Origin of the sequence: Streptomyces sp. NPDC049813, assembly GCF_044465085.1 — a bacterium.
Classification (GTDB): domain Bacteria; phylum Actinomycetota; class Actinomycetes; order Streptomycetales; family Streptomycetaceae; genus Streptomyces.
Genome location: NZ_JBITLI010000007.1, coordinates 167,952 through 192,923, shown reverse-complemented (window position 1 = coordinate 192,923; position 24,972 = coordinate 167,952). Strand labels below are relative to the sequence as shown.

The 24,972-nt window shown below is 74.9% G+C and carries 23 protein-coding genes and 1 pseudogene; 9 read left to right on the top strand and 15 right to left on the bottom strand.

The window, feature by feature from the left end; translation table 11 throughout:
- Positions 1 to 6 precede the first annotated feature (6 nt).
- The gene (locus tag ACIBW6_RS17450) at positions 7 to 2,157 is read left to right on the top strand and encodes a hypothetical protein (RefSeq protein WP_399060350.1); all 2,151 of its coding nucleotides are present in this window, start codon (positions 7 to 9) and stop codon (positions 2,155 to 2,157) included.
- 15 nt (positions 2,158 to 2,172) lie between these two features.
- On the opposite strand, the gene ACIBW6_RS17445 is transcribed toward ACIBW6_RS17450, so the two are convergent.
- On the bottom strand, positions 2,173 to 2,664 hold the full coding sequence (locus ACIBW6_RS17445; protein WP_399060555.1) for a nucleotidyltransferase domain-containing protein: 492 nt from the start codon (positions 2,662 to 2,664) through the stop codon (positions 2,173 to 2,175).
- A gap of 34 nt (positions 2,665 to 2,698) precedes the next feature.
- Complete coding sequence (locus ACIBW6_RS17440; RefSeq protein WP_399060348.1) at positions 2,699 to 3,319, bottom strand: L-threonylcarbamoyladenylate synthase; 621 nt, start codon at positions 3,317 to 3,319, stop codon at positions 2,699 to 2,701.
- A 160-nt stretch (positions 3,320 to 3,479) separates the two neighbouring features.
- Between ACIBW6_RS17440 and ACIBW6_RS17435 the strand changes: the two genes are divergently transcribed.
- The gene (locus ACIBW6_RS17435; RefSeq protein ID WP_399060346.1) at positions 3,480 to 4,631 is read left to right on the top strand and encodes a hypothetical protein; all 1,152 of its coding nucleotides are present in this window, start codon (positions 3,480 to 3,482) and stop codon (positions 4,629 to 4,631) included.
- Between the two features lie 31 nt (positions 4,632 to 4,662).
- Here the strand turns inward: ACIBW6_RS17435 and ACIBW6_RS17430 are convergent, their stop codons facing one another.
- On the bottom strand, positions 4,663 to 5,031 hold the full coding sequence (locus tag ACIBW6_RS17430) for a hypothetical protein (protein WP_399060344.1): 369 nt from the start codon (positions 5,029 to 5,031) through the stop codon (positions 4,663 to 4,665).
- Between the two features lie 74 nt (positions 5,032 to 5,105).
- On the opposite strand from ACIBW6_RS17430, the gene ACIBW6_RS17425 reads away from it, so the two are divergent.
- Positions 5,106 to 5,462: a DUF779 domain-containing protein gene (locus ACIBW6_RS17425; RefSeq protein ID WP_399060342.1), complete on the top strand. Its 357-nt coding sequence runs from the start codon at positions 5,106 to 5,108 to the stop codon at positions 5,460 to 5,462.
- 38 nt (positions 5,463 to 5,500) lie between these two features.
- Positions 5,501 to 6,733, top strand: coding sequence for a phosphodiester glycosidase family protein (locus ACIBW6_RS17420; RefSeq protein ID WP_399060340.1), 1,233 nt, complete (start codon positions 5,501 to 5,503; stop codon positions 6,731 to 6,733).
- A 13-nt stretch (positions 6,734 to 6,746) separates the two neighbouring features.
- Here the strand turns inward: ACIBW6_RS17420 and ACIBW6_RS17415 are convergent, their stop codons facing one another.
- The 6 genes from ACIBW6_RS17415 to ACIBW6_RS17390 all read right to left on the bottom strand — a co-directional run bounded on the left by ACIBW6_RS17415 (position 6,747) and on the right by ACIBW6_RS17390 (position 12,398).
- Complete coding sequence (locus ACIBW6_RS17415; protein ID WP_399060338.1) at positions 6,747 to 6,941, bottom strand: hypothetical protein; 195 nt, start codon at positions 6,939 to 6,941, stop codon at positions 6,747 to 6,749.
- Positions 6,942 to 7,052: 111 nt separating this feature from the next.
- Positions 7,053 to 7,910 (bottom strand): phosphatidylinositol-specific phospholipase C/glycerophosphodiester phosphodiesterase family protein, encoded by an 858-nt coding sequence (locus ACIBW6_RS17410; RefSeq protein WP_399060336.1) that lies wholly within the window; start codon positions 7,908 to 7,910, stop codon positions 7,053 to 7,055.
- A 448-nt stretch (positions 7,911 to 8,358) separates the two neighbouring features.
- Positions 8,359 to 9,459 carry an acyl-CoA dehydrogenase family protein gene (locus ACIBW6_RS17405; protein WP_399060333.1) on the bottom strand — a complete coding sequence of 367 codons (1,101 nt, stop codon included), beginning with the start codon at positions 9,457 to 9,459 and terminating at the stop codon, positions 8,359 to 8,361.
- Positions 9,456 to 10,640 (bottom strand): acyl-CoA dehydrogenase family protein, encoded by a 1,185-nt coding sequence (locus tag ACIBW6_RS17400; RefSeq protein ID WP_399060331.1) that lies wholly within the window; start codon positions 10,638 to 10,640, stop codon positions 9,456 to 9,458. Before ACIBW6_RS17400 ends, ACIBW6_RS17405 begins: the two co-directional genes overlap by 4 nt.
- The gene (locus tag ACIBW6_RS17395) at positions 10,637 to 11,623 is read right to left on the bottom strand and encodes an NADPH:quinone oxidoreductase family protein (protein WP_399060329.1); all 987 of its coding nucleotides are present in this window, start codon (positions 11,621 to 11,623) and stop codon (positions 10,637 to 10,639) included. Before ACIBW6_RS17395 ends, ACIBW6_RS17400 begins: the two co-directional genes overlap by 4 nt.
- 154 nt (positions 11,624 to 11,777) lie before the next feature.
- Complete coding sequence (locus ACIBW6_RS17390) at positions 11,778 to 12,398, bottom strand: helix-turn-helix domain-containing protein (RefSeq protein WP_399060327.1); 621 nt, start codon at positions 12,396 to 12,398, stop codon at positions 11,778 to 11,780.
- Positions 12,399 to 12,507: 109 nt separating this feature from the next.
- Here ACIBW6_RS17390 and ACIBW6_RS17385 point away from each other — a divergent pair, with 109 nt between their 5' ends.
- The 3 genes from ACIBW6_RS17385 to ACIBW6_RS17375 all read left to right on the top strand — a co-directional run bounded on the left by ACIBW6_RS17385 (position 12,508) and on the right by ACIBW6_RS17375 (position 15,881).
- A complete protein-coding gene (locus ACIBW6_RS17385) occupies positions 12,508 to 13,608 on the top strand; it encodes an NAD(P)/FAD-dependent oxidoreductase (RefSeq protein ID WP_399060325.1) in 1,101 nt (366 codons plus the stop codon).
- Between the two features lie 78 nt (positions 13,609 to 13,686).
- Positions 13,687 to 14,460, top strand: a complete 774-nt coding sequence (locus ACIBW6_RS17380) for a TetR/AcrR family transcriptional regulator (RefSeq protein ID WP_399060323.1) — start codon at positions 13,687 to 13,689, stop codon at positions 14,458 to 14,460.
- Positions 14,461 to 14,462: 2 nt separating this feature from the next.
- A complete protein-coding gene (locus tag ACIBW6_RS17375) occupies positions 14,463 to 15,881 on the top strand; it encodes an MFS transporter (protein ID WP_399060553.1) in 1,419 nt (472 codons plus the stop codon).
- 78 nt (positions 15,882 to 15,959) lie between these two features.
- On the opposite strand, the gene hemC is transcribed toward ACIBW6_RS17375, so the two are convergent.
- Entirely contained in the window at positions 15,960 to 16,892 is a 933-nt protein-coding gene (gene hemC, locus ACIBW6_RS17370; protein ID WP_399060321.1) for a hydroxymethylbilane synthase, read from the bottom strand.
- Positions 16,893 to 17,040: 148 nt separating this feature from the next.
- Between hemC and ACIBW6_RS17365 the strand changes: the two genes are divergently transcribed.
- Positions 17,041 to 17,598: a hypothetical protein gene (locus tag ACIBW6_RS17365; RefSeq protein WP_399060318.1), complete on the top strand. Its 558-nt coding sequence runs from the start codon at positions 17,041 to 17,043 to the stop codon at positions 17,596 to 17,598.
- Positions 17,599 to 17,620: 22 nt separating this feature from the next.
- On the opposite strand, the gene ACIBW6_RS17360 is transcribed toward ACIBW6_RS17365, so the two are convergent.
- The 4 genes from ACIBW6_RS17360 to ACIBW6_RS17345 all read right to left on the bottom strand — a co-directional run bounded on the left by ACIBW6_RS17360 (position 17,621) and on the right by ACIBW6_RS17345 (position 20,565).
- Complete coding sequence (locus ACIBW6_RS17360) at positions 17,621 to 17,878, bottom strand: hypothetical protein (RefSeq protein ID WP_399060316.1); 258 nt, start codon at positions 17,876 to 17,878, stop codon at positions 17,621 to 17,623.
- Positions 17,875 to 18,093 (bottom strand): hypothetical protein, encoded by a 219-nt coding sequence (locus ACIBW6_RS17355; RefSeq protein WP_399060314.1) that lies wholly within the window; start codon positions 18,091 to 18,093, stop codon positions 17,875 to 17,877. The genes ACIBW6_RS17360 and ACIBW6_RS17355 overlap by 4 nt, the downstream gene beginning before the upstream one ends.
- Positions 18,094 to 18,134: 41 nt before the next feature.
- Positions 18,135 to 19,439, bottom strand: a complete 1,305-nt coding sequence (locus tag ACIBW6_RS17350) for an alpha/beta fold hydrolase (RefSeq protein WP_399060312.1) — start codon at positions 19,437 to 19,439, stop codon at positions 18,135 to 18,137.
- Between the two features lie 97 nt (positions 19,440 to 19,536).
- Positions 19,537 to 20,565 carry a LacI family DNA-binding transcriptional regulator gene (locus tag ACIBW6_RS17345; protein ID WP_399060310.1) on the bottom strand — a complete coding sequence of 343 codons (1,029 nt, stop codon included), beginning with the start codon at positions 20,563 to 20,565 and terminating at the stop codon, positions 19,537 to 19,539.
- Between the two features lie 349 nt (positions 20,566 to 20,914).
- On the opposite strand from ACIBW6_RS17345, the gene ACIBW6_RS17340 reads away from it, so the two are divergent.
- Positions 20,915 to 24,007, top strand: coding sequence for a family 78 glycoside hydrolase catalytic domain (locus ACIBW6_RS17340; RefSeq protein ID WP_399060308.1), 3,093 nt, complete (start codon positions 20,915 to 20,917; stop codon positions 24,005 to 24,007).
- A gap of 59 nt (positions 24,008 to 24,066) precedes the next feature.
- Here ACIBW6_RS17340 and ACIBW6_RS17335 read toward each other — a convergent pair.
- Positions 24,067 to 24,831: pseudogene (locus ACIBW6_RS17335) on the bottom strand (substrate-binding domain-containing protein); the annotation flags it as partial.
- Positions 24,832 to 24,972: the final 141 nt, after the last annotated feature.

The following is a 24,972-nucleotide window of genomic DNA, read 5'->3' as shown; positions in this document are numbered from 1 at the left end:
CGCGCCATGGAGCGCGGTGCGGTGGTGCGAGTCGTGGCCCTGGTCGTCGCCGCGCTCGCCACGGTCTGCGTCGTCACCACGGCGACGGTGCGCGCCACGCTGCTCGCCCCGGCCTTCCACGCCTCCGTCCTGGACGAGCGGCACGCCTACGACCGGCTCTACGACGAGGTCCTGGTCGATCCGCGGGCCGCGCCCCTGACCCGGGACCTGCTGGCCGGGCTGCCCGTGCCGGAGGCGCAGGTGACCAGCAACATCAAGCTGGTGCTGCCGCCGGAGACGGTCCGCGACCTCACCCGGCAGCAGATCGACGCCGTGGTCGGCTACCTGAACGGCGAGCGGGCGGCCCTGGACCTGACCGTCGACCTGCGCCCGGTGCTCGCCTCGCTCGACGCGCTGGCCCAGACGTACTTCGGTGACCTCGTGGCCGGGGTGCAGCGGCGCAGCGAACCGGACTTCGACCGGTTCGCCGCCGACCTCTCCGCCGCCGTGCGCGCGCTCGCCGCGGGCCGGGCCCCCGGCGGGCTGCCGGCGCTGCCGCTCACCCCGGAGCAGGCCGACCGGGCGACCGAGACGCTGCTACGGGCGCTGCCGTCCCGGGAACGCGACGCGCTGCGTCCCCAGGTCGCGACGGCGCTGGCCGACGGGGACGTCGCCACGGCGCTGGCGGCCGTGGCGCCCGTGGCGCTGCCGGACCGCTCCCCCGCGGCGTCGCGGCGGCTCCTCGACGAGGTGGGCGGCGGCACCTGGGACCTCACGGCGACGCTGGCGGCCTCCGGGAACGACCTGCGGGTCCTGCACGACATCCGGCCGTGGACCGCCACGCGGCTCGCGCTCGTCGAGTACGCGGCCGCCGTCCTGCTCGTGCTCGCGCTGGCCGTCCTGTGGTACGCCGGGCCCGCCCGCACCGGGCCCCGCCTCCGGCGCCTGGGGTGGCCGCTGCTGGCCGGCGGCCTGGTGACGGCGGCCGCGACCGGTGTGGCCCGCCTCGTCACCGACGGCCGCGTCGTCGATCCGCCCGCGGCCTGGCCGCCCTCTCTGGCCCGGCTCGTCGACGACGTGCAGGACGCCGCCGTCGACCAGCTCACGCGTACGGCGCTGTGGACCGCCCTCGTCCCGTCGGCCGCCGGGGCACTCCTGGTGCTCGGCGGGCGGTGGCTGAGCGGGCGGCGCGAGCGCGGTCCGGGGCCCCGGGTCCTGGTCCCGCTGGGGCTGGGGGCCGCCGCGCTGGCGGTGGCCGGGACGGTCCTGGTGCCGCTCGTCGCGGCTCCGCAGGCGCCGCGCCGGTGCCAGGGCAGCGTCGCGCTGTGCGACCGGCCCTACGACGAGGTCGCGTACCTCACCGCGCACAACGCCATGGCGACGACGGCCGACCGGTTCATCGGACCCCTCCAGGACCCCGGCATCACCGCGCAGCTGGACGACGGCGTCCGGGCGTTGCAGCTCGACACCTATCGCTGGGAGGAGCCGGACGAGATCGCCGGGCGGCTGCGCGACTCCGATCTCACCGCCGAGCAGCGGGCACTGGTCGCCCGGGCGGTCCGGGCGCTCAATCCGCCGCGGCCCGGACTGTGGCTCTGCCACGCGGTGTGCCGGGCGGGCGCGCTCGCGCTGGTGCCGGCGCTCCGGGAGCTGGGCACGTGGATGCGCGCCCATCCCGACGAGGTGATCACCCTCATCGTGCAGGACGCGATCACCGGCGAGGAGACCCGGGAGGCGGTGCACGACGCCGGGCTCGACGCGCTGGTCCACACCCCCGACGCCGACCCGGCCCGCCCCTGGCCGACCCTCGGCTCCATGATCGACAGCGGCCGCCGCCTCGTCGTCCTCGCCGAGCAGGCCGACGGTCCCGCGCCCTGGTACCGCGCCTTCTACCGGTACGGCATGGAGACCCCGTTCGCCTTCCGCTCGCCGCAGGAGATGAGCTGCGCACCGCACCGCGGGGGCACCGGCAAGCGGCTCTTCCTGCTGAACCACTTCATCACCGACAACGGCGGCAGCCGGCTCGACGCGGGCACGGTCAACAGCCGCCGCTTCGTACTCGACCGGGCCCACAGATGCGAGCGCGAACGCGGCAGACCAGTCACCTTCGTCGCCGTCGACTACGCCACGATCGGCGACCCGGCCGGCGCGGTGTCGGCCCTCAACGCCGAACGCTGAGCGCCGGGCCGGGGCTCAGAAGTGCGTGGCGATCCCGAACACGCGGCGCAGCTGCGCCATGTCGTGCCGGTCGCGGTCCGCGGGCTCGTACCCCTGGTGGAAGGCGACCTGCTGGGCGGCGGACAGGCACGGCACCCGGCGCCCCGCGACCGTCCCGGCGGTGAAGGCGTCCGCCGGGTAGTCGAACGGCCGCTCCGGGTCGAGGGAGGCCTGCCGCGCGGAGCCGTCGGCGGCGAAGCGCAGCGGGTGCAGATCGAGTTCCCGGCCGTCCGGGTGGCTCAGGACGAACCGGGCGGGCCGCCAGTCCAGGGTCTCGGCGAAACCAGCGGCGGTCAGGGCGGCGAGCAGGGCCGGTTCCTGCTCGTGGCGGTGCATCAGGTCGAGGTCCCGGTGCCGGCGGGTCTCCGCGCCGACGAGGGCGTCGATGCCCCAGCCGCCCCCGATCCACACGTCCGCGCCGGCGGAGCGCGCCAGGGCGAGAACCCCCAGCACGTCGTCGGCCGACATCATCCGGGACACGGTGGCGCGCTCCGCCGGGCCGTCACTCGAAGCGGTCGGGGTCGCCCGCGCCGCGGCGGACGATCTCGGCCTCGCCGTCGGAGAAGTCGATCACCGTGGTGGGCTCGGTGCCGCAGTCGCCGGAGTCGAGCACGGCGTCCACCACGTGGTCGAGCCGCTCCTTGATCTCCCAGCCCTGGGTGAGCGGCTCGTCCTCGCCGGGCAGCAGCAGCGTGCTGGAGAGCAGCGGCTCACCGAGCTCGGCGAGGAGCGCCTGGGTGACGACGTGGCCGGGGATGCGGACCCCGACCGTCTTCTTCTTCGGGTGCTGGAGCTGGCGCGGCACCTCGCGCGTCGCGGGCAGGATGAACGTGTAGCTGCCGGGGGTGGCCGCCTTGATCGCCCGGAACACGTCGTTGTCGATGTGCACGAACCTGCCGAGCTGCGAGAAGTCCTGGCACACCAGGGTGAAGTGATGTTTGTCGTCGAGATGCCGGATCGAGCGGATCCGCTCGACGCCCTCGCGGTTGCCGAGGCGGCAGCCGAGCGCGTAGCAGGAGTCCGTGGGATAGGCGATCAGCGCACTGTCGCGGATGCTGTCGGCGACCGCGCCGATGATGCGCGCTTGCGGGTTCTCGGGATGCACGTCGAAGTACCGGGCCATCCGCCGAGCCTACGGGATCCGTGGCGTAGGGCCACGGCGTTGCGGGCAGCCGAGAGCCGTGCCCACGCGCGACAATCCCGACACCGGACCACCCTGCCCCCTTCCGCCGAGCGGTTCACGGCCCATACTGGTCGTGCCCCGACCACCCACAGAAGACTCCATGGCCAGAAACAGCACCCCCTCGACCTACCTCCCCGACACCGCGTGGCTCGGCCGCGGGCGCCACCTCGGCCCCGAGCCCGAGCAGGACGTGCGGCGCAACCTGATCGCCCTCAAGGCGGCCGGGGTGCTCGACGACTTCCAGGACCTCGACCCGGCCGAGGCGGCGCGCTCCACCGTGCTGCACCCGCGCGACGAGTCCGCCGACCCGGGTCCCACGGCCCGCCGCCTGTTCGAGGCGCGCTGGCAGCCGGCCGAGGGTGTCACGGTGCGCGCGCAGCTGACGACGTACGAGCCGGAGCCGCGCCGCAAGGACGGTGACGGCGTCGGCTGGGTCCTGGCCGCCGAGGCGGAGACCGCGTGGGACCCGCGGTGGCCCTCGCCCGCGACGATGTTCTGGCCGGACAGCGAGCGCGTCCCCTGGGACCACGACGCGGCGTCGGGCGTGCGGCTGCGGACCGCGAACCAGCTGCCCAAGGACGACGACGAGCTGCGCCACCGCCTGCGGGACTGGACCCGGGAGAGCTGGTACGTCCATGTGGTGGTGCACGAGGCGATGACGCCGGACGCGCGGGGGCAGCGGCCGGTCATCGCGTTCCTGCCGCCGAGCGTGCGGCACCGGGTGATCGAGCACCGCGCCACGCCGGAGCAGGCGCAGATCGTGGACTTCGCGATGAAGCGGGAGCTGAGGCTGCGGATGCCGCGGGGCGGCGCGGTGGTCCTGCCGACCTCGCCGCAGGACCCGGCCCACGACGCGGACCGCTACACCGTCCGCAACGTCTTCCTGGACGGGTCCGAGCCGGTCGAGCTGCTGGAGCGGGTGAAGGAGTTCGCCGCGCTGCCGCGGCCGCTGACCGCGGACGCCGAGCGGGCCCTGACGCGGCTGCGCCAGGGCTGGCACCTGCTCACCCCGGACGAGGAGCTGGCGCACGCCCAGGCGATGGTCACCCGGTACGCGGAGGCGCTGGAGGCCATGACGACCTCCCGCGACCTGTACCGGGAGGCGGCCGAGGCGGCGCAGGCCGCGCTCGCCGAGAGCGGGGTCGGCGAGGGTCTGACCCGGCTCTCCGTGCCGGGTCTCACCAAGCCGGACGGCTCGCCGCTGAGCGCCCTCACGAAGGCGCTCGGCCGCTTCCGGGACCCGAACAAGTAGGGCGCGCCCGCCGGGCGGGGCGCGCCCCGTCTCACTCCTCCTCGTCCTCGGCCTCCAGGCCGCCGGGGTCGGACATCCGCAGCGCGATCTCGCGGAGCAGCTCGGTGGAGTTGACGTCGGTGCGGCCCTCGTCGTGCACCTTCGCGAGCTGCGTGAAGAGGAACGCGAACGCCTCGACGAGCGAGACGCTGGCCGGCATGAGCGCGGCGATGGCCAGCTCGGCGGCTTCCTCGGGGTCGGAGCCGGCCGGGATCTCGATGGTCGGGAACACCTCCGACACCAGCCGCCCCAGCTGCGTGAGGTCGTTGTCGAGCTCGTCCCCGTCGTTGAGTCTGCGCACCATCTCCTGTGTCTCGGTCAGCACACCGATGGCCCGCAGGACGATCTCCCTCTGTTCCATGTGCGGAGCCTATGCGGGCGGGGCCCCGCGCGTGCAACGTGGTCGCAACCTCCGCCCGCCTTCACTGTCCCGTCATGAGCGATGCACCCCGCGTGGAGCTGACCGAGACGGCCGCCGCACTGGTGCGGCGACTGAGGGAGGCCCACGGGCCGCTGATGTTCCACCAGTCGGGCGGCTGCTGCGACGGCAGCGCGCCGATGTGCTTCCCGGCGGGCGAGTTCCGCACCGGGGCCGCCGACGTGCTCCTCGCGGAGCTCGCGGTGGCCGGGGTGGCGGAGCCGGTCCCCTTCTGGATGTCGCGCAGCCAGTACGAGGTGTGGGCCCACACGCGGCTCATCGTGGACGTCGTGGCGGGGCGGGGCAGCGGGTTCTCGCTGGAGGCGCCGGACGGCGTACGTTTCCTGATCCGTTCCCGGCTGGTCGGCGCGTAGCCATCGACGGGGCAGGAGACCTCTGCTGAACTCCTCGGATGCGAAAGAGAGTTGGCAAGAGACGCACGAGAGTCCTGGCGGCCGTGGCGGTCGTGTGCGCGCTGGCGGGCGCCGGTCTGTCGGGGGCGGCGCCGGCGGGCGCCGCCCCGGCGACGGGCCGGGTCGCGCCCGGCGTGTCGTACACGGAGTTCGATCTGCCCGGCGCCGCGGGGCCCGCCCACGCTCATGTCCTCACCGTCGACCTGCGCGATCCGCGGGTGCGCGTCGGGCTGCTCCATCCGGGCGCGGTCGGCGCGCGGGCCACCGTCTCCGCGATGGCGGACGCGACGGGCGCCGTCGGCGGCGTCAACGGGGACTTCTTCAACATCACCGAGACCCAGCACCCCGGAGTGGCGGCGACCGGCGCCGCGGTCGGCCCCGCGATCGCGGATGGCCGGGCCTTGAAGGCGGCCGTCCCGGACGGCCAGCGGTTCGGGCCCGAGCTGCCGCCGGGCACCTCCACCCGTGACGTGCTCGGCGTGGGGACCGACCGGCGGGCCAGGACCGACAGCCTGACCCTGGAGGGGTCGGTGCGCGGCCGCGCGGACCGGGTGGCGCTCGGCGGGCTCAACCAGTACGCGCTGCCGGTGGGCTCGGTCGGGGCGTTCACCCCGGAGTGGGGCTCCGTCTCCCGGGTCCGCGCCACGTGCGGCACGGACACCCAGCGGGCGGCGCCGTGCAGCACGGACACCTACGAGGTGACGGTGCGCCGGGGCCGGGTCGTGGCGACGGCGGACCGGCCGGGCGCGGGGCCGATCGCCCCGGGCAGCACGGTGCTGGTGGGCCGGGAGGCCGGTGCGCAGTGGCTGCGCAAGCTGTCGGCGGGCGACCCGGTCCAGGTGCGGCACCGGCTGGTCGCCGGGAGCGCGCACGTCCCGTACGTGTTCGCGGTCGGCGGGTATCCGGTGCTGCTCGGCGGCGCACCGCTGCCCGGTCTCGACGCGAGGACGTCCGCGGTGCGCACGGCCGCGGGCGTCGCCGACCACGGCCGTACGCTGCTGTTGCTGGCCCTGGACGGCGCACCCGCCTACCGCACGGGCCTGTCGATCGCGGAAGTGGCGGCGGCCATGCGGTCGCTGGGCGCCGACGACGCGTTCAGTCTGGACGGCGGCGGCTCGTCCACGCTGGTGGCCCGGGAGCCGGGCGCGGCCTCGGTCACCGTACGCAACCATCCCACCGACGCCCCCGAGCGCGCCGTCGCCAACGGGATCGGGGTCTACGCGCGCCGCTGACGGGCGCGCGGGGTCACGGCTGGAGGCTGCTGACCAGCCCCGCGGTGGCGTTGATGCCGTCGTGGATCGTCGGGGCGACCGTGGTGCCCGCGAGCAGGAAGCCGAGCAGGACGCACACGACGGCGTGCGACAGCTTCATGGCTCCGTTGCGCAGGAACAGCACCGCGACGATCAGGAGCAGCAGCACAATGGAAATGGACAGCGACACCGTCGGACCTCCTCCGCCACGTCGGCGCCGTGGCTTTCGGCCGCAAGTGTGACGCAGCGGAGGGCGTCCGGCGGTGTCTGACCTGTCCCTCGATCGGGTGGTAAGGGTCGGTCACCGCTCGTGGGCGTCGAGGAAGGCTTCGAGTCCGGCGAGGTCGTCGGTGTTGAGGTGGTCGACGCGGGCGGCGAGCAGTTCGGCCCAGACCGCGTCCCGTGCCGGGCCCGCGAGGTCGGGGGTGGCCCAGAAACGCACGCGCCGACCGCGGCGGTGGGCGGCCGAGACGATGCCGCGCAGCTTCGCGCGCTCGGCGGCGGGGACGGGGCCCACTCCCTGCCACGTGAAGTTCGTGGACCAGTTGTCGCTGATGAGCGGCGTGAAGGAGGCGGGGGTCGGCGTGTCCAGGTCGGTGAGGCGCCCGTCGTAGAAGGCGCTGCGGCTGCGCTGCGCCTCCATCGGGACGCGGGCCGCGCGGTCCCCGGAGACGACGGCGGTGACGGGCCCGGCGTGCACCCGGCCGTGCGCGTACGTCGTGAACAGGCCGCGGTGACGGCGCAGTTGACGGTCGAGTTCGAGGTAGGTCGCGGCGCCCTCGGTCTTGATGTCGACGAGCAGCTGGAGCGGCGTGTGCCAGCCCCGGTAGACGGCTCCGTGCTGGGCGCGGACCCGGGCGGCCAGCGGGGCGAGGTAGAGGGATTCGAGGGTGCGCGCGGGGTCGAGGTCGACCGGGTCGTGGGCGACGAGGAGGTCGCCGTCGACGAGGTAGATGTCGGCCTCGACGCTGTTGAACCGGTGGTCCAGGGCGTCGAAGAGGGGCCGCGCGTGGTCGTAGTCGTTGTGGGCGTGGGCCCGCAGGAGCGGGCGCGGGCCGCGCTTTCGCCCGTCGGCGCGGGCGAGTTGCGGCGCGGCCATGCCGACGGTGAGGGCGGTGGCGAGCGTGCCGAGTGCTCTGCGGCGGGTGGTCGGAGCCATGGGTGCCTCCCGTGGTGGGCGGGTGGGGACACGGCGAGTATGCGGGGCGCGCGTTGCCAAGGGGCAGATACGGGGCGGGAGTTGGTTGGACTGCCGCTCCGGGTTCACCGGTGGGTCGGCGGGGGCGGGGCCCCGGGGGGCGGGAACTGCCCGGAACGGGGCGGGCGCGGCCGGAGCGGGCGGGAACTGCTCGGAACGGGGCGGGGCCCCGGGGGGCGGGAGGGCGCCGTCACCAGCTCACCGCCGGGTCGGCGGGGGCGGCTTGGGGGGGGAGGTCCATGCCCTCCGGGAGCTGCCCGGGGGGGGCAGGCAGCGGGCGGTGGAGCAGCGGGTGCCCCCACCGACTCGCCGCCGGGTAGGTGGGGGCCGGGTCGAAGGAGCCGTCCTGGGCGGGGCAGCGGTCGCCGGGGTGGGTGGTCGCTGCCCCGCCGGGGGGGCCGGGGGCGGCTCAGGGGGCCTGGAGGTCGACCAGTTCGGCCAGGGCCGCGCGGTGGTGGCCCGGGGTGCCGAGGGCGATCGCGTCGGCCTTGGCGCGCTTGAGGTAGAGGTGGATCGGGTGCTCCCAGGTCATGCCGATGCCGCCGTGCAGCTGGAGCGCCTCCTCCGCGGCCCGTACCGCGACGGGGGCGGCGAACGCCTGGGCGACGGCGACCGCCACGTCGGTGTCGTCGCTGCCGGTGGCGAGCGCGTCGGCCGCGTTGCGGGCGACGGCACGGGTGTTGACCACCTCCAGCCACAGCTGAGCGAGGCGGTGCTTGAGCGCCTGGAAGGAGCCGACGGGCCGGTTGAACTGGTGGCGTTCGCGTGTGTAGCGCACGGTCTCGGCCAACAGCCAGTCGGCCATGCCCAGTTGCTCGGAGACGAGCAGCCCGGCTCCGGCGCGCAGGCCACGGCGGACCGCGGCCGGGGCGTCGTCGGTGAGCAGGCGTCCGGCCGCGCCGTCGAACGTGACGGCGGCCAGCGGCCGGGTCCGGTCGAGGGAGGTCTGCGGCGTGACGGTGACGCCGTCGGCGGTGGCGTCCACGGCGAACAGGCCACTGGGCGTGGGGACGAGGAAGACGTCGGCGGCGGCCGCGTCGGCGACCGCGGTGACGCGCCCGCTCACCGCTCCCCCGTCGGCGCGCACGTCGCCCGGGCCCTGCCCGGGACCTGCCGACAGCGGGACGGCGAGCGCGCCGACGGTGCGGCCGCCGGCGAGGGCGGCGAGCAGCGTCCGGGCCTCGTCGCCGGCGCAGCCGAGCAGCGTCTCGGTGGCGATGACGGCGCTGGTGAGGTACGGCAGCGGCGCCACGGCGCGGCCCAGCTCCTCGCAGACGACGGCGGCCTCGCGGTGCGAGGCGCCCTGGCCGCCCTGATCCTCGGGGACGAGGAGCCCGGCGAGGCCCATGGTCTCGGCGAGGTTCTTCCACAGGGCGCGGTCGTGCGGCTCGCCGGACTCGACGCGGGCGAGCACGGCGGTGGCGTCGCAGTGGTCGGCGAGCAGATCGCGGACCGCCGCCCGCAGCGCTTCCTCTTCCTCGGAGTACAGCAGATCGGGCTGTGCGCTCATCGGACCAGGTCCTTCCAGGCGACGTCCTTGTCGGTGCGCGGCTCGGGCGGCAGGCCCAGGACGCGCTCGGCGACGATGTTCAGCAGGACCTCGCTCGTCCCGCCCTCGATGCTGTTCCCCTTGGCCCGCAGGTAGCGGTACCCGGCCTCGCGGCCCGCGAAGTCGACGATCTCGGGCCTGCGCAGGGTCCAGTCGTCGTACAACAGACCTTCTTCGCCGAGGAGTTCGACCTCCAGGCCGCTGATCTCCTGGTTGAGCCGGGCGAAGCCGAGCTTCATGCCGGCGCCCTCGGGACCGGGGTGTCCCGCGACGAGCTGCTGGCGCAGGCGTTCCCCGGTGAGGCGGGCGACCTCGGCGTCGGCCCAGAGCTTCACGAGCCGCTGGTGCAGGTCGGTGGTGCGCAGCTCCGGGCGCTCGCGCCAGGTCTTGGCGACGATGCCGATGAGCCCGCCCTCGCGCGGCAGACGCATGCCGCCGATGGCGACGCGCTCGTTGTTGAGGGTGGTCTGGGCGACCTTCCAGCCGTCGCCGACCTCGCCGAGGCGGTGGGCGTCGGGGATGCGGACGTCGGTGAGGAAGACCTCGTTGAACTCGGCCTCGCCGGTGATCTGGCGCAGCGGGCGCACGTCGACGCCCGGGTCGCTCATGTCGCAGACGAAGTACGTGATGCCGCGGTGTTTGGGCACGTCCGGGTCGGTGCGGGCGATGAGGATGGCGAACCGGGCGTTGTGCGCGCCGGAGGTCCACACCTTCTGCCCGTTGACGATCCAGGTGTCGCCGTCGCGGACGGCCCGGGTGCCGAGCGCGGCGAGGTCCGATCCGGCGCCGGGCTCGCTGAACAGCTGGCACCAGATCTCGTCGCCGACCCACAGCGGCTTGAGGAAGCGCCGCTTCTGCTCGTCGGTGCCGTAGTGCAGGACGGTCGGCGCGGCCATGCCGAGTCCGATGCCGTTGCGCCGGGGAGCGTTGTCGGGGGCGCCCGCCGCCTCCAGTTCGGCGTCGACGACGGCCTGCAGGGCGCGCGGCGCGTCGAGCCCGCCGAGCCCCTGCGGGTAGTGCACCCAGGCCAGCCCGGCGTCGAAGCGGGCGCTGAGGAAGTCCGCGCGCGGTGTGGTGGCGGGCGGGTGGGCGGTCAGGAACTCCTGGGTGAGGGTGCGCAGTCGCGCGGCGTCGATGCTCATGCGGCGGCTCCTTCGGTACGCGCGTGCAGGCCGGGGACGACGACGACGCGACCGGTGGTGACGCCGTCGGCGACGCGCTGCACGGCGCCGGCGGCCTCGGTCAGGTCGACGCGCTCGCTGACCAGCGGCTTGATGGCGCCGCGCGCGGCCAGCTCGGTGAGCTGCTCGTGGCAGTGCGCGATCAGCTTCGGGTTCTTGGTGGCGTACAGACCCCAGTGCAGGCCCATGATCGTGTAGTTCTTGACCAGGGCGTGGTTGAGGGCGGGGCTCGGGATGGTGCCGCTGGCGAAGCCGACCACGACGATCCGGCCTTCGAAGGCGACCGTCTTCGCCGACTGCGTGTACGCGTCGCCGCCCACGGGATCGTAGATCACGTCGGCGCCGCGCCCGCCGGTGGCCTCCTTCACGGCGGCGATGACGTCCTCGCCGCGCCGGTCCACGACCACGTCGCAGCCGAGCGCCCGGGCCACCGCGGCCTTCTCGGGGCCGCCGACGACGCCGATGACCCGGGCGCCCGCGGCCTTGCCCAGCTGGACGGCGGCGCTGCCCACCCCGCCCGCGGCGGCGTGCACGAGGAGCGTCTCGCCCGCCTGGAGGCGCGCCCGCTGGTGGAGGCCGAACCAGCCGGTCTGGTAGCCGATGTGGAGTGCGGCGCTCTCGGCGTCGTCCAGGGCGTCGGGGGCGGGCAGCAGGGCGCGCGCGTCGGCGACGACGTACTCGGCGAGGCCGCCGTGGGGCAGCGCGGGGGTGGCGATGACACGGCGCCCGTCCTCGGTCTCGCCGCAGACCTCGACGCCGGGCGTGAACGGCAGGGGCGGCCTGACCTGGTACTGCCCCTTGCACAGCAGCGCGTCGGGGAAGTTGATGTCGGCGGCGCGCACCTTGAGCAGGACCTGCCCCTCGCCGGGCACGGGGCGCTCGACCTCTTCGAGGCGCATCACCTCGCTCGGCTCGCCGTTCTCGTGCACTTGCCATGCCTGCATGCGGGGCCTCCACGGACTGCTGCGTCAGGACTGCCGCGACGGCGCCCGCCGCCACGGCGGGCGCTACCGGCTTCCCGCGCATACTAAGCGGTCGCTTGCCCTTCTGTGAATGCCCGGGTGCGGCAGGTCCGCGCGGCGGTGCCGGGCGGCCCCGTCAGGCCTCGCCGCGGGTCGGCCGGGCCCGTACGTGCATCCGCTCCCCCTGCGGCCCGAACAGGCTGAGGAACTCGGCGGGGCCCTCCCCCGTCGACCCGAACCAGTGCGGCACCCGGGTGTCGAACTCGGCCGCTTCGCCGGGACCCAGGATCACGTCATGGTCGCCGAGGACCAGGCGCAGCTTGCCGGAGAGCATGTACAGCCATTCGTAGCCCTCGTGCGAGCGCGGGTCCGGCTCCAGCTGCCGGACCGGTTCGATCACCTTGTACGCCTGGAGCCCCCCGGGCTGCCGGGTGAGCGGGATCATCGTGCGGCCGAAGTGCACGATCGGCTTCAGCCGGACGCGCGGGTCGCCGACCGGCGGGGCGCCGACCAGCTCGTCCAGCGGCACCTGGTGGGCCCGGGCGATCGGCAGCAGCAGCTCCAGGCTGGGCTTGCGCAGCCCCGACTCCAGGCGGGAGAGCGTGCTGACGGAGATGCCGGTGGTCTCGGAGAGGCCCAAGAGCGTGGCGCCGCGCTCCTTGCGCAGGGCACGCAGGCGCGGGCCGACACCGCCCAGCACGGCGTCCATGCTCGCCTCGGGCGGCCCGTTCTCCTCGTCGTGTGCGCGCTGTTTCATGGTCCCATTGCAGTTTCGGCAAGTCTGTTTGTCAATACCGAGAGCCCGGGTGCATGTTCGGAACCACGGAGCCGGGCTCGGACTCCGACGCCGGAAGCGAGGGGCTCTCATGCGCACGCAGCAGCACACCAACAGCAACAGCAAGGACGCGTACGACGTCGTGGTCGTCGGCGGCGGAGCGGCGGGCCTGGCGGCCGCGCTGATCCTCGGCCGCTCGCGCCGCTCGGTGCTCGTGGTCGACGCGGGCGAGCCGCGCAACGCGCCGGCCGCGCACATGCACGGATATCCCTCGCGGGACGGGATGGCGCCCGGGGCGTTCCTGGCGGAGGTGCGCCGTGAGGTGGCCGCGTACGGCGTGGAGCTGGTCCGCGGCCGGGTGACGGCGGCGGAACCGGCCCGGGTGGCCGGGGACGACGGGAGCGCCGGGTCCGATCTGCCGGGCGGGCCCGGCGAGCCGGGTCGGGCCGACGGGTTCGACGTCACGCTGGCGGACGGCGGCCGGGTGTACGCGCGCCGACTCGTCGTCGCCACCGGCCTCGTGGACGAGCTGCCGGACCTGCCCGGCGTCGCCGAGCGGTGGGGCAAGGACGTGATCCACTGCCCGTACTGCCATGGCTGGGAGGTACGCGACCGGGCGATCGGGGTGCTGTACACGGCGGCGTCCGGCAGCCACCAGGCCGTCCTGTTCAGCCAGCAGTCGAAGGACGTGACGCTCTTCCTGGACGGCGCCGACGAGGACGAAGTACCGGACAGCGACTGGCAGTTGCTGGCGGCGGCCGGGGTGAGCGTGGTCAGCGGCAAGCTCGACGGGCTGGTCGTGGCCGGCGACGCGCTCACCGGGGTGCGCCTCGCCGACGGGCGGGAGTTCGCGCGCGACGTGTTCGTGGTGCCGCCGCGCATGGTCCCGAGCGACTCGCTGCTCACGGCTCTCGGGGCGCGCACGAAGGAGACCCAGGCCGGGCCGTTCGTCGACGTGGACCCCACCGGGCTGACCAGCGTGCCGGGCGTCTGGGCCGTGGGCAACGCGACGGGCCCCGCCGAGCAGGTGGTGAACGCGGCGAGCGCCGGGTACCGGGCCGGGGCCACCCTCAACGCCGAACTGCTCCACGCCGATCTGGCGCGTGAGGTGGCGCGGCGCCGGGGCGGGGTCTTCTCGCCGGAGGGCGAGCGTGCGGTGGCCCGGGCGCGGGCGGCGGGCGCGGGTTTGTGAGCGGGCCCGCCGCCCCGGTCGCTCCCGGCGCGCCGATTGGGGTAGACACTGTCTACCCCAATCGAGTAGACAGTGTCTATGCAGACGGAGAGTGCGGGCATGCCCGGTGCGGACGACTCGGCGGCTGGCAGCCTGGAGAGGGACGGCACGGAGAGGGACGGCACGGAGAGGGACGGCACGGAGACGGGCGGCACGGAGACGGGCGGCACGGAGACGGACGGCACGGAGACGGGCGGCGTCGGCGGGAGCCTGCGGGACCGCCTCGTCGACACCGGCGTGGCCCTCGTCGACGCGCGGGGCGCCGGGGCCCTGAGCCTGCGGGAGATCGCCCGCGCGGCAGGCGTCTCGCACGGCGCGCCCCGCCGCTACTTCCCGACCCACCTGGAGTTGCTGTCGGCCATCGCGCGGCGCGGCTTCGCGGATCTCGGGGCGCGGGCGGCGGAAGCGGTGCGGGACGGGGACGGCGGGTCCGGGCCGGGTTCCGCGCGCGCCCGGCTCGCGACGCTGGCCCGGGTCTATCTCGGCTTCGCGGCGGACCACCGGGGCATGTACGAGCTGATGTTCCGTCACGACCTGCTGGAGAGCGGCACCTTGGGGCTGCGGGAGACGAGCCTGCCGCTGTTCCGGATGCTCACGGAGCTTGTCGCGGCCGTCCACCAGGACGCCACCCGGCCGGGCGGCGGACCGGCCGGCGGCGAATCCGCGGTGGTGGCCGGGGCACTGTGGGCCAATCTGCACGGGGTGGCGCAACTGTGGGGCTGGGGGAGCCTCCCGCTCGCCGTCGGGCACGACGCGATCGAGCCGTTGATCATCAGGGTGCTCGACGCGCATCTGGGGCCGGTGGCGTCGTGAGCGTGCCGTCCCTGCGCCGGGTCACGCTGGCCGGCAGCGTCGTCGGTGCCGTCCTCGTCGCCCTCGACGGCACGGTCCTGACCGTCGCGCGGCCCGCGCTCCAGCACGATCTGGGCGCGTCGCTCACCCAGGCCCAGTGGACCAGTACCGCCTATCTGATCGCCGTGGCGAGTCTGCTGGTCTTCGCGGGACGGCTCGGCGACCGGTACGGGCACCGGCGGCTCTTCGCGGCCGGCATGCTCGGGTTCGCCGCCGCGTCGGCGGGGATCGGGTGCGCGCCGACGATCGGCTGGGTGATCGCGCTGCGCGTCGCCCAGGGGGTGTGCGGCGCGCTGTTGCAGCCCGCCACCCTGGGCATGCTGCGGGCGGCGTATCCCCCGGACGAACTGGGCATGCCGATCGCGCTGCGCACCAGTGCCATCGGGGTCGCGGCGGCTGCCGGACCCCTGGTCGGAGGCGTCCTGACGGCCCAGTTCGGCTGGCGCTCCGTGTTCTTCATCGGGGTGCTGCCCGCCGTGGTGATCGCGCTGCTGGTCCTGCGGGCGAAGGAGCCGGAGCGGGCCCGGGTGCCGGGCGGTGCGGCGGGCCTCGACCCGGCCGGTGTGGTGCTGCTCGGCGCCGCGCTCGCCTGCCTGGTCACAGCGCTGGTCACGCTCTCCGACCGGGGTTCGCCGGCGTACACGGTCCTCGCGGCGGGTGGCGCGGGGATCGCGGCCGCGGCGCTGGCGCGGCACGAGCGGCGGACGCCGAGCCCCCTGCTGCCGCCGTCCGTCGTGGCCTCGCCGGTCGTGGTGGCGGCGCTGGGGGTGCTGCTGGCCGCGTCGGCCGCCCTGTTCGGCACCTTGTTCGTGGCGTCGTACTTCCTGCAGGACGTCCGGGGGCTCTCCGCTCTCGGCACGGCCCTGTACCTGCTGCCCGCGGCGCTGTGCATGGTCCTCGCGGCGCCGCTCGGCGCGGTGCTGCTGCGCCGCCAGGGGGCCCGGATGACGACCGGTGCGGGCATGGTGCTCCTGGCGCTCGGGGTCTTCGCCTTCGGCCGTCTCGACAGGTCGGCCTCGGCGCTCGCCGTGGGCGCCTGCGCGGTCGCCATGGGGGCGGGGTTCGGCGCCGTCATGGTCAGTGCGACGGAGGCGCTGGTCCGCAGGTCGGCGACGGCCGACGCCGGGGTGACCGGCGGGCTCCAGCAGACGGCGATGAACGTGGGACCGACGCTGGGGGTGGCCCTCGGCACGACGCTGCTCGCCGCGGGCCGGGACCTGGCCTCCGCGCTGGGCCCGGCGCTGACCGTGCTGGCCCTGGTGACCTGCGTCGGCGCGGTGGCGGCGCGGGGCCTCCCGCCCCGGGCACGCGGGGCCGCCCGCACCCCGGCGGCGGACGGGGCCCGGCCGCCGGGCGGACCGGTCGCCCCTACGGACCGGTGACACCGCAGGGCGGCGCGGCCCGCTCCCGCCCGGTGCGTCCCGGGTCGGCGCGCGAGCGGCGCCACGGGGCGGTCCGTGTCAGTGCGCGATGCCGTCGATCAGTTCCCGCGCCCCCTGCCGCAGCAGTGCCACCGCCACGGACATGCCCAGCGTCGCCGGGTCCAGCGGACCGGCCCACTCCTGGGCGTTCAGGACCCGCTTCCCGTCGGGCGTGAAGACGCAGGCCCGCAGCGACAGGTCGCCGCTGCGCTCGGCGCGCGCGTACCCGGCGACCGGCGAGTTGCAGTGGCCCTGGAGCACGTGCAGGAACATCCGCTCGGCGGTCGCCTCGCGCCAGGTGTCCCGGTGGCCGAGGCCGCGGACGGCGTCGAGGGTCGCCTCGTCGTCGGCGCGGCACTGCAAGGCGAGGATGCCGGCCCCGATGGGCGGACACATCAGCTCCGGCGCCAGCACGTCGGTCATGAGGTCGGGACGCCCGATCCGCTCCAGGCCGGAGACGGCGAGCAGCAGCGCGTCCGCGTCGCCCGCGGCGAGCTTCTCCAGCCTGCGGTTGGCGTTGCCGCGCATCGGTACGCACGTCAAGTGCGGGTGCGTAGCCGCGAGTTGTGCCACCCGGCGGACGGAGGAGGTGCCGATGCGGGTGCCTTCGGGCAGTTCGTCGAGGCGTCGGCCCTGCGGATCGATCAGCGCGTCGCGTACGTCGTCCCGCTGCAAGTAGGCCCCGAACGTGCACCCTTCGGGCAGCGGGCGGTCGGCCGGGATGTCCTTGAGGCAGTGCACGGCGAGGTCGGCGTGCCCGTCGAGCAGCGCCTGGTCGACCTCCTTGGTGAAGGCGCCCTTGCCGCCGAGCGCGGCGAGGTCCCCCATCCACCGGTCGCCGCTGGTCGTGACGGGGACGACTTCGGTACGTATGCCCGGGTGCAGCGCGGCGAGTTCGGCGCGGACGCGCTCCACCTGGGCCAGGGCCATCGGGGAGGACCGGGAGACGATACGGATCAGCTCGGCAACCATCAGGCCACGATAGTGCTCCCGGCACCCACCCGTTGACCGCTCCGCACCCCACCCGGGCCCGCCACCGGGCGGCTCCCGACCGCTCCCTTCGACCGCGCGCACCGCAAACGCCTCGCGCTCCGGCGTCCTCACCTGGCACGCTGCCCTGGTGGACGCGGCGGAGGTACTTCTTCTCGGCGGCCGGGCCGGGGTCGGCAAGACCACTGTGGCCTGGGAGGTCTCGGTGCTCCTGCGCGCCGCGACCGTGTTTCATGCCGTCCTTGAGGGTGACTTCCTGGGGCAGATCCATCCGGCGCCCGCCGACGATCCGCAGCGCTCGGAGATCACCGAACGGAACCTGACCGCCGTGTGGGCCAACTTCGCCGCCCGCGGCTGTCGTCGGCTGGTCTACACGAACACGGTGAGCGTCCTGCCCGAGGCGACCGGCATGTTCGAGCGAGCCCTGGGGCCGGGCGCAGTGATCACCAGGGTGCTGCTGACCGCGGACGACGACACCGCCCGCGCGCGGCTGACCGGACGCGAGCTCGGGTCCGGGCTCGCCCACGAGCTGGCGGCCGGTGTCCGCAAGGCACGTCTGCTCGATCAGCGGTGTGCGCCGGGGACGAGACGGGTGGCCACCGACGGGCGCGGTGTCGTCGACATCGCGCGCGAGGTGGTGGGAGCCACCGGCTGGGCCGGGGCCGCCGGTGCGGCCCGACTCCACTGAGCGCGCCTGGGCGCGCCGCGCGCTACGACGAGCCCAGCGGGCAGGCCCGGGCGTGGTGCCAGTAACGGCGGGTCTGTTCGCTGTCCTCGTCCTCGCCCGTGGGGGCACCGCAGGTGCAGCGGCCCCCGCGGGGGTCGATGAGGGCCGCCGCGTCGCGCCGGCCGGCCTCGCGGAGTTCCACGGCGAGCTGGTGGGCGTAGTCCTCGACGAGGAGCGCGGCGGCGGCCGCGGTGAGGCCGCCGCGACGCAGCTCCTGGATCAGTTTGGAGCGTGCCATCATCGGCGGGGCCCGCCGGGGGCTTCCTCCAGGAGCGCCAGCAGGTCGGCCCGGCTCCAGCCGGTGATCCGGGCCACCTCCGCCTGATCGTCCGGCTGGACGCCGTCCTGGCTCAGGGCCGCGACGGCCTCGGCCCGCAGGTCGAGGCGGGCGCCTTCGAGCGCCTCCACGGCTTCCCGGTAGCGCTGGGCGGCGAGTTCGAGCTTGGCGGTGTCCACGCCCCGAGTCTCGCACAGTCCGGGCGGCCGCCCCGGGCCCGTCACACCTCGCCGCGCACCATGCCGAGCAGGCGGTCCAGTACGCGCGGGCCGCCCGCCCGCAGCCCGTCGTGCTCGAACTCGTTCGTGACCCAGGGGCGCAGCCCGCGGATCGAGGCGGCGGTGCGCAGGGCGTGGCCGGTGTCGACGTACATGTCGTCGTGGTAGACGGCGGCGGCCACCGGGACCTCGTTGGCCGCGAGCCGGGCCGTGTCGTACAGCGGCGCCCAGTCCGTCCGCGCGGCGAGCTGCTGCGCGACGTCCCGCAGGGGCCGCAGGGCCGGGTCGCAGTCGAACTGCCAGGGGTGGATCGACTCGCCGGTGAACAGCAGGGCCGTGCCGGCGGCCAGCGCCCGCTCGCCGTCGAACTGCGGGAACTCGCCGCGCACCCGCTGCGCCGACCAGTCCGTGGCGCGGCCGTCCTGGGCGTAGATCGCCTCGTGCAGCAGCGCGTAGATCGGGTGGCTCGCGTACGACAGGGCGGCGGCGACCTGTTCCTGGAAGGCGTCGGACAGCGCGCGCCCGGCCGGGGTCGGCACGAAGGCGTCCTCCAGGAGGTAGTGCAGCCGGTCGCTGCCGTCGCCGGCGCCGAGCCAGATGCCCAGGGACTGGAAGGCCTCCAGGGTGAGGCGGTAGCCGCCCGGCAGCACGGGCTCGTGCTCCAGGACGTAGGCGCCGATCTCCCGGGCGCGAGCGACGTCCATCGGGTAGCGGGCGTAGTGCGCGCGGACCTTGCGTTCGACGCGCGGGTAGGCGGCGCGGTACACGTCGTCGGCGTGGCCGTCCAGGGTCGGCAGGCCGCCGGTGACGAGCGCCGCCGTCAGGCCTTCGGGCGCGGACGAGAGGTAGTGGGTGGCGCAGAAGCCGCCGAAGCTCTGGCCGAGGATGGTCCAGGGGGCGCCGCCGGTCACCTCGCGGCGGATCAGCTCGCAGTCGCGGACGATCGCGTCGGCGCGGAAGTGGGCGAGGTGGTCGGCCTGGGCGGTGGCGTCGCCGCGCAGCGGGAGCGTCTGCCGGTTGACCGGCGTGGAGGCGCCGGTGCCGCGCTGGTCGAGCAGGAGGACGCGGTGGTCCCGCAGGGCACGGCCGAGCCAGGCCTGCGTGCCGGAGAACCGGTTGGCGCCGAAGCCGGGGCCGCCCTGGAGGTAGAGCAGCCAGGGCAGGTCCTCGCCCTCGCGGCCCGCGGCGACGGCCTCGCGCGCGTAGACCTCGATGCGTTCGCCGTCCGGGCGGGCGTGGTCCAGGGGGACGGAGAAACGGCGGTCGGTGAGGACGACCCCGGGCTGGCGGTAGCTGACGGCGCTCAAAGCGGCTCCTGTGCGGGAGTTCTGCAGACGGTGCGGGCTGCCCGGATTCCGGACGTCCGGGTCCGCCGCCCAGTTGAGCACACCGGTGCCGGTCCGGTCAGCGCGGGCCCAGGCTGGAGCCGCGTACGACCAGCTCGGGCTGGAGCACCACGCGGCGGTGCTCGTGCGCGGTGCCCGGGTCGTCGGCGGCGGCGATCTCCTCCAGGAGGAGGCCCGCGGCGAGCGCGCCCATGGTGACGGCGGGCTGGCGCACCGAGGTGAGGGGGACCGCCGCGGCGGCCGCGAACTCGATGTCGTCGTAGCCGACGATCGCGACGTCCTCGGGGACCCGCACCCCGGCCGCGTACATGGACTGCAGGACGCCGAGGGCGAGCAGGTCGTTGGCGCAGAAGACGGCGGTGGGGCGGTCGGCGAGGCCGAGCAGGCGGGCCCCGGCGTCGCGTCCGGCGGCGACGTCGAGCCGCTCGGTGGGCAGTTCGTGCAGCGCGGAGGCGGGCAGTCCGGCCTCGGCCAGGGCGCGCAGGGCGCCCTGGCGGCGGTCCTCGACCTGGTTGAGGGCGGGCGGGCCGCTGACGTAGGCGATCCGGCGGTGTCCGGCGCCGGCGAGGTGGCGGACGGCGAGCGCGCCGCCGTTGACGTCGTCGACGGAGACCGAGCACTCGGTGGCGCCCTCGGCGACGCGGTCGACGAGGACGAAGGGGATGTCGTGGCGGCGGAACGCCTCGACGGTGCGGCCGGTGGCCTCGGCGGGGGTGAGCAGGACGCCGCGCACCCGCTGCTCGGCGAAGAGCGAGAGATACTCGGCCTCTTCCGAGGCGCTCTGCGCGCTGTTGCAGACCATGACGCCAAGACCCGCGTCACGGGCGGCGCGCTCGGCGCCGCGTGCCACGTCCACGAAGAACGGGTTGCCCATGTCCAGGACGAGCAGGCCCATGATGCGGCTGCGTCCCGCCCGCAGCTGCCGGGCGGACTCGCTGCGTACGTAGCCGAGGCGGTCGATGGCGGCGAGGACGCGGGCCCGGGTCTGGTCGGCGACGGTCGTGGGCCGGTTGATGACGTTCGAGACCGTGCCCACGGAGACCCCGGCGACGCGGGCGACGTCCTTGATCCCCACGGTCTGTGCCATCGGGTGTGGACCTCCAGGTGAGCGGGTGCGGCAGGGCGAGTCTACGGGGGCCGGGCCCGCCCGCCGTCCGGCCGGCCGGACGGTGCGCGGGAGCGGCCGGGCGCCCCGGTGAGCGGGGCGGCCGCGGCACGGCGGACGCGGACATCACGGGTTGAATCGTTTCGTACGCCCGCACCGGAAGAGGCCCGCACGGTCGCGGTCGCGAGCCGATCCGGCCGAGCAAAGATGCCTGCTGCATGCCTCTTGCCAGGGGACGGCGCTGCACATAGGTTCCTCCACCCCACATTGAATCGTTTGAAACCGTTCAAAGGGGGCCGAGCACCTTCACCGTCGAAGGGAAACCCGACAGATGAGCAGCGACATCCGCCGCAGGACCGTCCTCGCCGCCACCGCGGGCGCCGTGCCCGTCGTGGCCGCCGCCGGCGCCTTCGGGAGCGCCGCACCGGCCCAGGCGGCCCCCGCCCCGGCGGACGGGACCGGGAGCGTCACCGGACTGACCGTCGAGCACCGGGAACAGCCGCTCGGGACCGACGCCGCCCGCCCGCGCTTCGGCTGGCACCTCGGCTCGCGGCGGCGCGGGCTCACCCAGGGCGCGTACCGCATCCGGGTCGCGTCCTCGCCCGCGCGGCTCGCCGGACCGCGCCCCGACGTCTGGGACAGCGGCCGGGTCGCCTCGGCCGACTGCGTCGCCGTCCTGTACGACGGGCCCGGACTGCGGCCGTCCACCCGGTACTTCTGGACGGTCTCCGCCTGGGACGGCGAAGGACGGCCGCTCGGCACCTCGGCCGCCTCCTGGTTCGAGACGGGCCTGCTCTCCTCGGACGGCAGCACCAACTGGGACGGCGCGCGGTGGGTCGGCATGAAGGGCAAGGCGCCGAACTCCGCGGGCGCGCCGCTGCTGCGCTGCGAGACGCCGTTGCGCAAGGGCCGGGTCAGCGAGGCGCGCCTGTACGTGAGCGCGCTCGGCGTGTACGAGGCGTACGTGAACGGTGAGCGCGTCACCGTCCCGCAGGACGGGGGCCGCACGGTCGAGCTGCTGGCCCCGGGCTGGACCAACTACGACATGACCGTCAACTACCTGACGTACGACGTCACGCGGAGCGTCGCGCGCGGCCGGTCGGTGACGCTCGCGGCGGTCCTCGGCAACGGCTGGTACAACGGCCGGATCTCCGAGGGCAGCACGTACTACTCCCCGGACGGCAATGCTCTCGCGCTCAAGGCGAGACTGCTGATCCGCTACGCCGACGGCAGCACCCAGAGCGTCGTCACCGCGCCGGGCGGCGGCTGGCGGGCCACGGACACCGGGCCCTACCGCGCCGACGACATCTACGACGGCCAGACGTACGACGCGCGCAGGGAGCTGGACGGCTGGACGGCGGGCGGGTTCTCCGCCGCGCGGTGGGCGGACGTCGAGGAGGTCGGCTACGCCGCGAAGTTCCCCGACGCGAAGCTGACCGCGTACCCCGGCGAGTCGGCGCGGCTGATGGAGCGGTGGGACCGGCACCCGCGCTCCGTCACGGTCTACCGCGAGGTCACGGGCGCGTCGTCGAGCGCCGGCGGCAAGGGCCGCGTCGTGCCGGACGAGGCCCGCTCGACCCGGGACGCGCCCGGTCCCGTCGCCCTGCGCCCCGGCGACACGGCCGTCTTCGACCTCGGCCAGAACATGGTCGGTGTCCCGCGCTACACGCTGCGCGGCCCAGCCGGCGCGGAGGTCGTCGTGCGGTTCGGCGAGATGCTGAACGACGACAGCGCGGGTGCGGACGGCCCCGCGGGGTCCCTGTACCGGGCCAATCTGCGCAGCGCCGAGGCGACGAGCACGTACGTCCTCAAGGGCGCGGCCGACGGCGAGACCCACGAGGACTCGCTCACCTTCTACGGCTTCCGCTACGTCTCGGTGGAGGTGACGACGCCCGGCGCGGAGGTCACCGTCTCCGGTCTGACCGGCCGGGTCGGCACCTCGGCGATCCGCGACACGGGGAGCGTCACCACCGACGACGACGCCATCAACCAGCTGTTCAGCAACGTGCGGTGGGGGCAGCGCGGCAACTACCTGTGGGTGCCGACCGACTGCCCGCAGCGGGACGAGCGGCTCGGCTGGACCGGCGACACCCAGGTCTTCTCGAACACCGGCCTCTACAACACGGACGCCGTCGCCTTCCTCAGCCACTTCGAGTCCATCCTCGTCGAGTCGCAGAAGATCTACGGCGTGGACGGAGCCCAGTTCACCGCGGTGGCGCCCGGCAACCGGTACAACGCGGCGGCCCCGTGCAGCGGTTGGGCGGACTGCGGGGTCATCGTGCCGTGGACCGTGTGGCAGATGAGCGGCGACCGTACCGTCGTCGACCGCAGCTGGGACGCGATGGTCCGCTACCTCGACTGGATCGAGCGCAAGGGCGGCGACACGTACGCGGGGCAGGGCGCGATCTTCGCCGACTGGCTCGCCTTCCAGAACACCGGCACCCAGCTGATGAGCGACGTCTACTACGCCTACAGCGTCCGGCTGATGGCGCAGATGGCGCGGGCCACCGGGCGTACCCGCGAGGCCACGGCGTACGACGGGCTCTTCGGCAACATCCGGCGCGCGTTCCTGGCCAAGTACGTGGTGACGGACGGCGACTCGATCACGGTGAGGTCCAGCCTCGGCGGGAAGCCGCAGATGGGCGGCGAGCCCGAGGACGACAGCCAGTCCGCGCTGCTGTGGGTCCTGAAGCTCGGCTTCTACGACACGCAGGCTCAACGCCGCGCGCTGGTCGGCCTGTTGGCGGACAACATCGGCAACGACGCGGCGTACAAGGCGGCCCACCCGGACAGTGCCCGCGTGCAGTACGCGCAGAACACGCTGTCCGTCGGCTTCCTCGGCGTGAACGTGCTCGCGCCGGTCCTGACCGACGAGGGCCGCGCCGACCTCGCGTACGCGCTGCTCCACCAGAACGCCATGCCGTCGTGGCTGTACTCCGTGGAGAACGGCGCGACCACGGTGTGGGAGCGCTGGAACTCGTACTCCAAGGAGGACGGTTTCGGCCCTGTCGAGATGAACTCCTTCAACCACTACTCCTACGGCGCGATCGCGGAGTGGATGTACGCCTACATGGCGGGCATCGCCCGCGACCCGGACCACCCCGGCTTCCGGCGCTTTCGCCTCCAGCCGCACCTGGACCCGACCGGGGCGATCACCCGGGTCACGGGCCGGCATCTGTCGCCGTACGGCGAGATCACGAGCGCCTGGTCCCTGGCGAAGGACGGGAAGCTGACCTACGAGGCGGTGGTCCCCGCGAACACCGAGGCGACCCTGAGCCTGCCGGCGGTCTCCGCCTCCGCGGTCCGCGAGGGACGCACCCCGCTGGCCTCCGTACCCGGCGTCCGCCTCCTGGGCTTCGCGGACACCACGGCCACCTACCGGCTGCCGGCCGGGCGGTACCGGGTGACCAGCGTGGTGCGCTGAGCGGCGAGGGGAGACGCGGGCGGGGCCGGACGCCACCGCGTCCGGCCCCAACCCGCCCCTCAGGCCCGGGGCAGCGCCCTGCTCGACCCGCGGACCACCAGTTCCGGGCGCAGCACCACCCGTTGGTGGCGGTGGTCGGCGGCGCGGTCGTCCGTTTCCTGGAGGAGGAGTTGCGCGGCGATGGTGCCGAGGGTGCGGGCGGGCTGGCGGACCGAGGTGAGGGGGACCGTGGCGGCCGCCGCGAACTCGATGTCGTCGTAGCCGACGATGGACAAGTCGTCGGGGACCTTGACGCCGGCCGCGTACAGGGCCTGGAGCACGCCGAGGGCGAGCAGGTCGTTGGCGCAGAAGACGGCGGTGGGGCGGTCGGCGAGGCCGAGCAGGCGGGCGCCCGCGTCGCGGCCCGCGGCCACGTCGAGCCGTTCGGTGGGCAGTTCGCGCAGCAGGTCCCCGGGCAGGCCCGCCTCGGCGAGCGCCTTGAGGGCGCCTTCCCTGCGGTCCTGCACCTGTTTGAGGTGGGGCGGTCCGCTGACGTAGGCGAGCGAGCGGTGGCCCCCGGCGACGAGGTGGCGCACGGCGAGCGCGCCGCCGGACACGTCGTCGACGGAGACGGAGCAGCCCGCGCCGTCCTCGGTGGCCCCGGCGACCCGGTCCACGACGACGAAGGGGATGCCGTGGCGGCGGAAGTCGCGCAGGGTCGCACCGCTCGGGTCGGCGGGGGTGATCAGGGCGCCGCGCACGCGTTGTTCGGCGAAGAGCGAGAGGTACTCGGCCTCCTCGGCGGCGCTCTGCGCGCTGTTGCAGACCATGACGCCCAGCCCGGCGTGGGGGGGGGGGGGGGGGGGGGGGGGGGGGGGGGGGGGGGGGGGCCGGCGCCGGGGGGGCCCGGGGGGGGGGGGGGGGGGGGGGCGGGGCCGCGCGCCCCCCCCCCCCCCCCGCTGCCGGCTCAGCTGAAGATGATCATC

Coding starts and splice junctions, on each gene's coding strand:
- ACIBW6_RS17345 (WP_399060310.1), bottom strand. CDS start 20,565: ATGGCACAGACCGTGGGGATCAAGGACGTCGCCCGCGTCGCCGGGGTC.
- ACIBW6_RS17395 (WP_399060329.1), bottom strand. CDS start 11,623: ATGCAGGCATGGCAAGTGCACGAGAACGGCGAGCCGAGCGAGGTGATG.
- ACIBW6_RS17425 (WP_399060342.1), top strand. CDS start 5,106: ATGAGCGATGCACCCCGCGTGGAGCTGACCGAGACGGCCGCCGCACTG.
- ACIBW6_RS17405 (WP_399060333.1), bottom strand. CDS start 9,459: ATGAGCGCACAGCCCGATCTGCTGTACTCCGAGGAAGAGGAAGCGCTG.
- ACIBW6_RS17360 (WP_399060316.1), bottom strand. CDS start 17,878: ATGATGGCACGCTCCAAACTGATCCAGGAGCTGCGTCGCGGCGGCCTC.
- ACIBW6_RS17440 (WP_399060348.1), bottom strand. CDS start 3,319: ATGGCCCGGTACTTCGACGTGCATCCCGAGAACCCGCAAGCGCGCATC.
- ACIBW6_RS17420 (WP_399060340.1), top strand. CDS start 5,501: ATGCGAAAGAGAGTTGGCAAGAGACGCACGAGAGTCCTGGCGGCCGTG.
- ACIBW6_RS17385 (WP_399060325.1), top strand. CDS start 12,508: ATGCGCACGCAGCAGCACACCAACAGCAACAGCAAGGACGCGTACGAC.
- ACIBW6_RS17390 (WP_399060327.1), bottom strand. CDS start 12,398: ATGAAACAGCGCGCACACGACGAGGAGAACGGGCCGCCCGAGGCGAGC.
- ACIBW6_RS17435 (WP_399060346.1), top strand. CDS start 3,480: ATGGCCAGAAACAGCACCCCCTCGACCTACCTCCCCGACACCGCGTGG.
- hemC (WP_399060321.1), bottom strand. CDS start 16,892: ATGGTTGCCGAGCTGATCCGTATCGTCTCCCGGTCCTCCCCGATGGCC.
- ACIBW6_RS17400 (WP_399060331.1), bottom strand. CDS start 10,640: ATGAGCATCGACGCCGCGCGACTGCGCACCCTCACCCAGGAGTTCCTG.
- ACIBW6_RS17450 (WP_399060350.1), top strand. CDS start 7: ATGGAGCGCGGTGCGGTGGTGCGAGTCGTGGCCCTGGTCGTCGCCGCG.
- ACIBW6_RS17410 (WP_399060336.1), bottom strand. CDS start 7,910: ATGGCTCCGACCACCCGCCGCAGAGCACTCGGCACGCTCGCCACCGCC.
- ACIBW6_RS17380 (WP_399060323.1), top strand. CDS start 13,687: ATGCAGACGGAGAGTGCGGGCATGCCCGGTGCGGACGACTCGGCGGCT.
- ACIBW6_RS17430 (WP_399060344.1), bottom strand. CDS start 5,031: ATGGAACAGAGGGAGATCGTCCTGCGGGCCATCGGTGTGCTGACCGAG.
- ACIBW6_RS17445 (WP_399060555.1), bottom strand. CDS start 2,664: ATGTCGGCCGACGACGTGCTGGGGGTTCTCGCCCTGGCGCGCTCCGCC.
- ACIBW6_RS17340 (WP_399060308.1), top strand. CDS start 20,915: ATGAGCAGCGACATCCGCCGCAGGACCGTCCTCGCCGCCACCGCGGGC.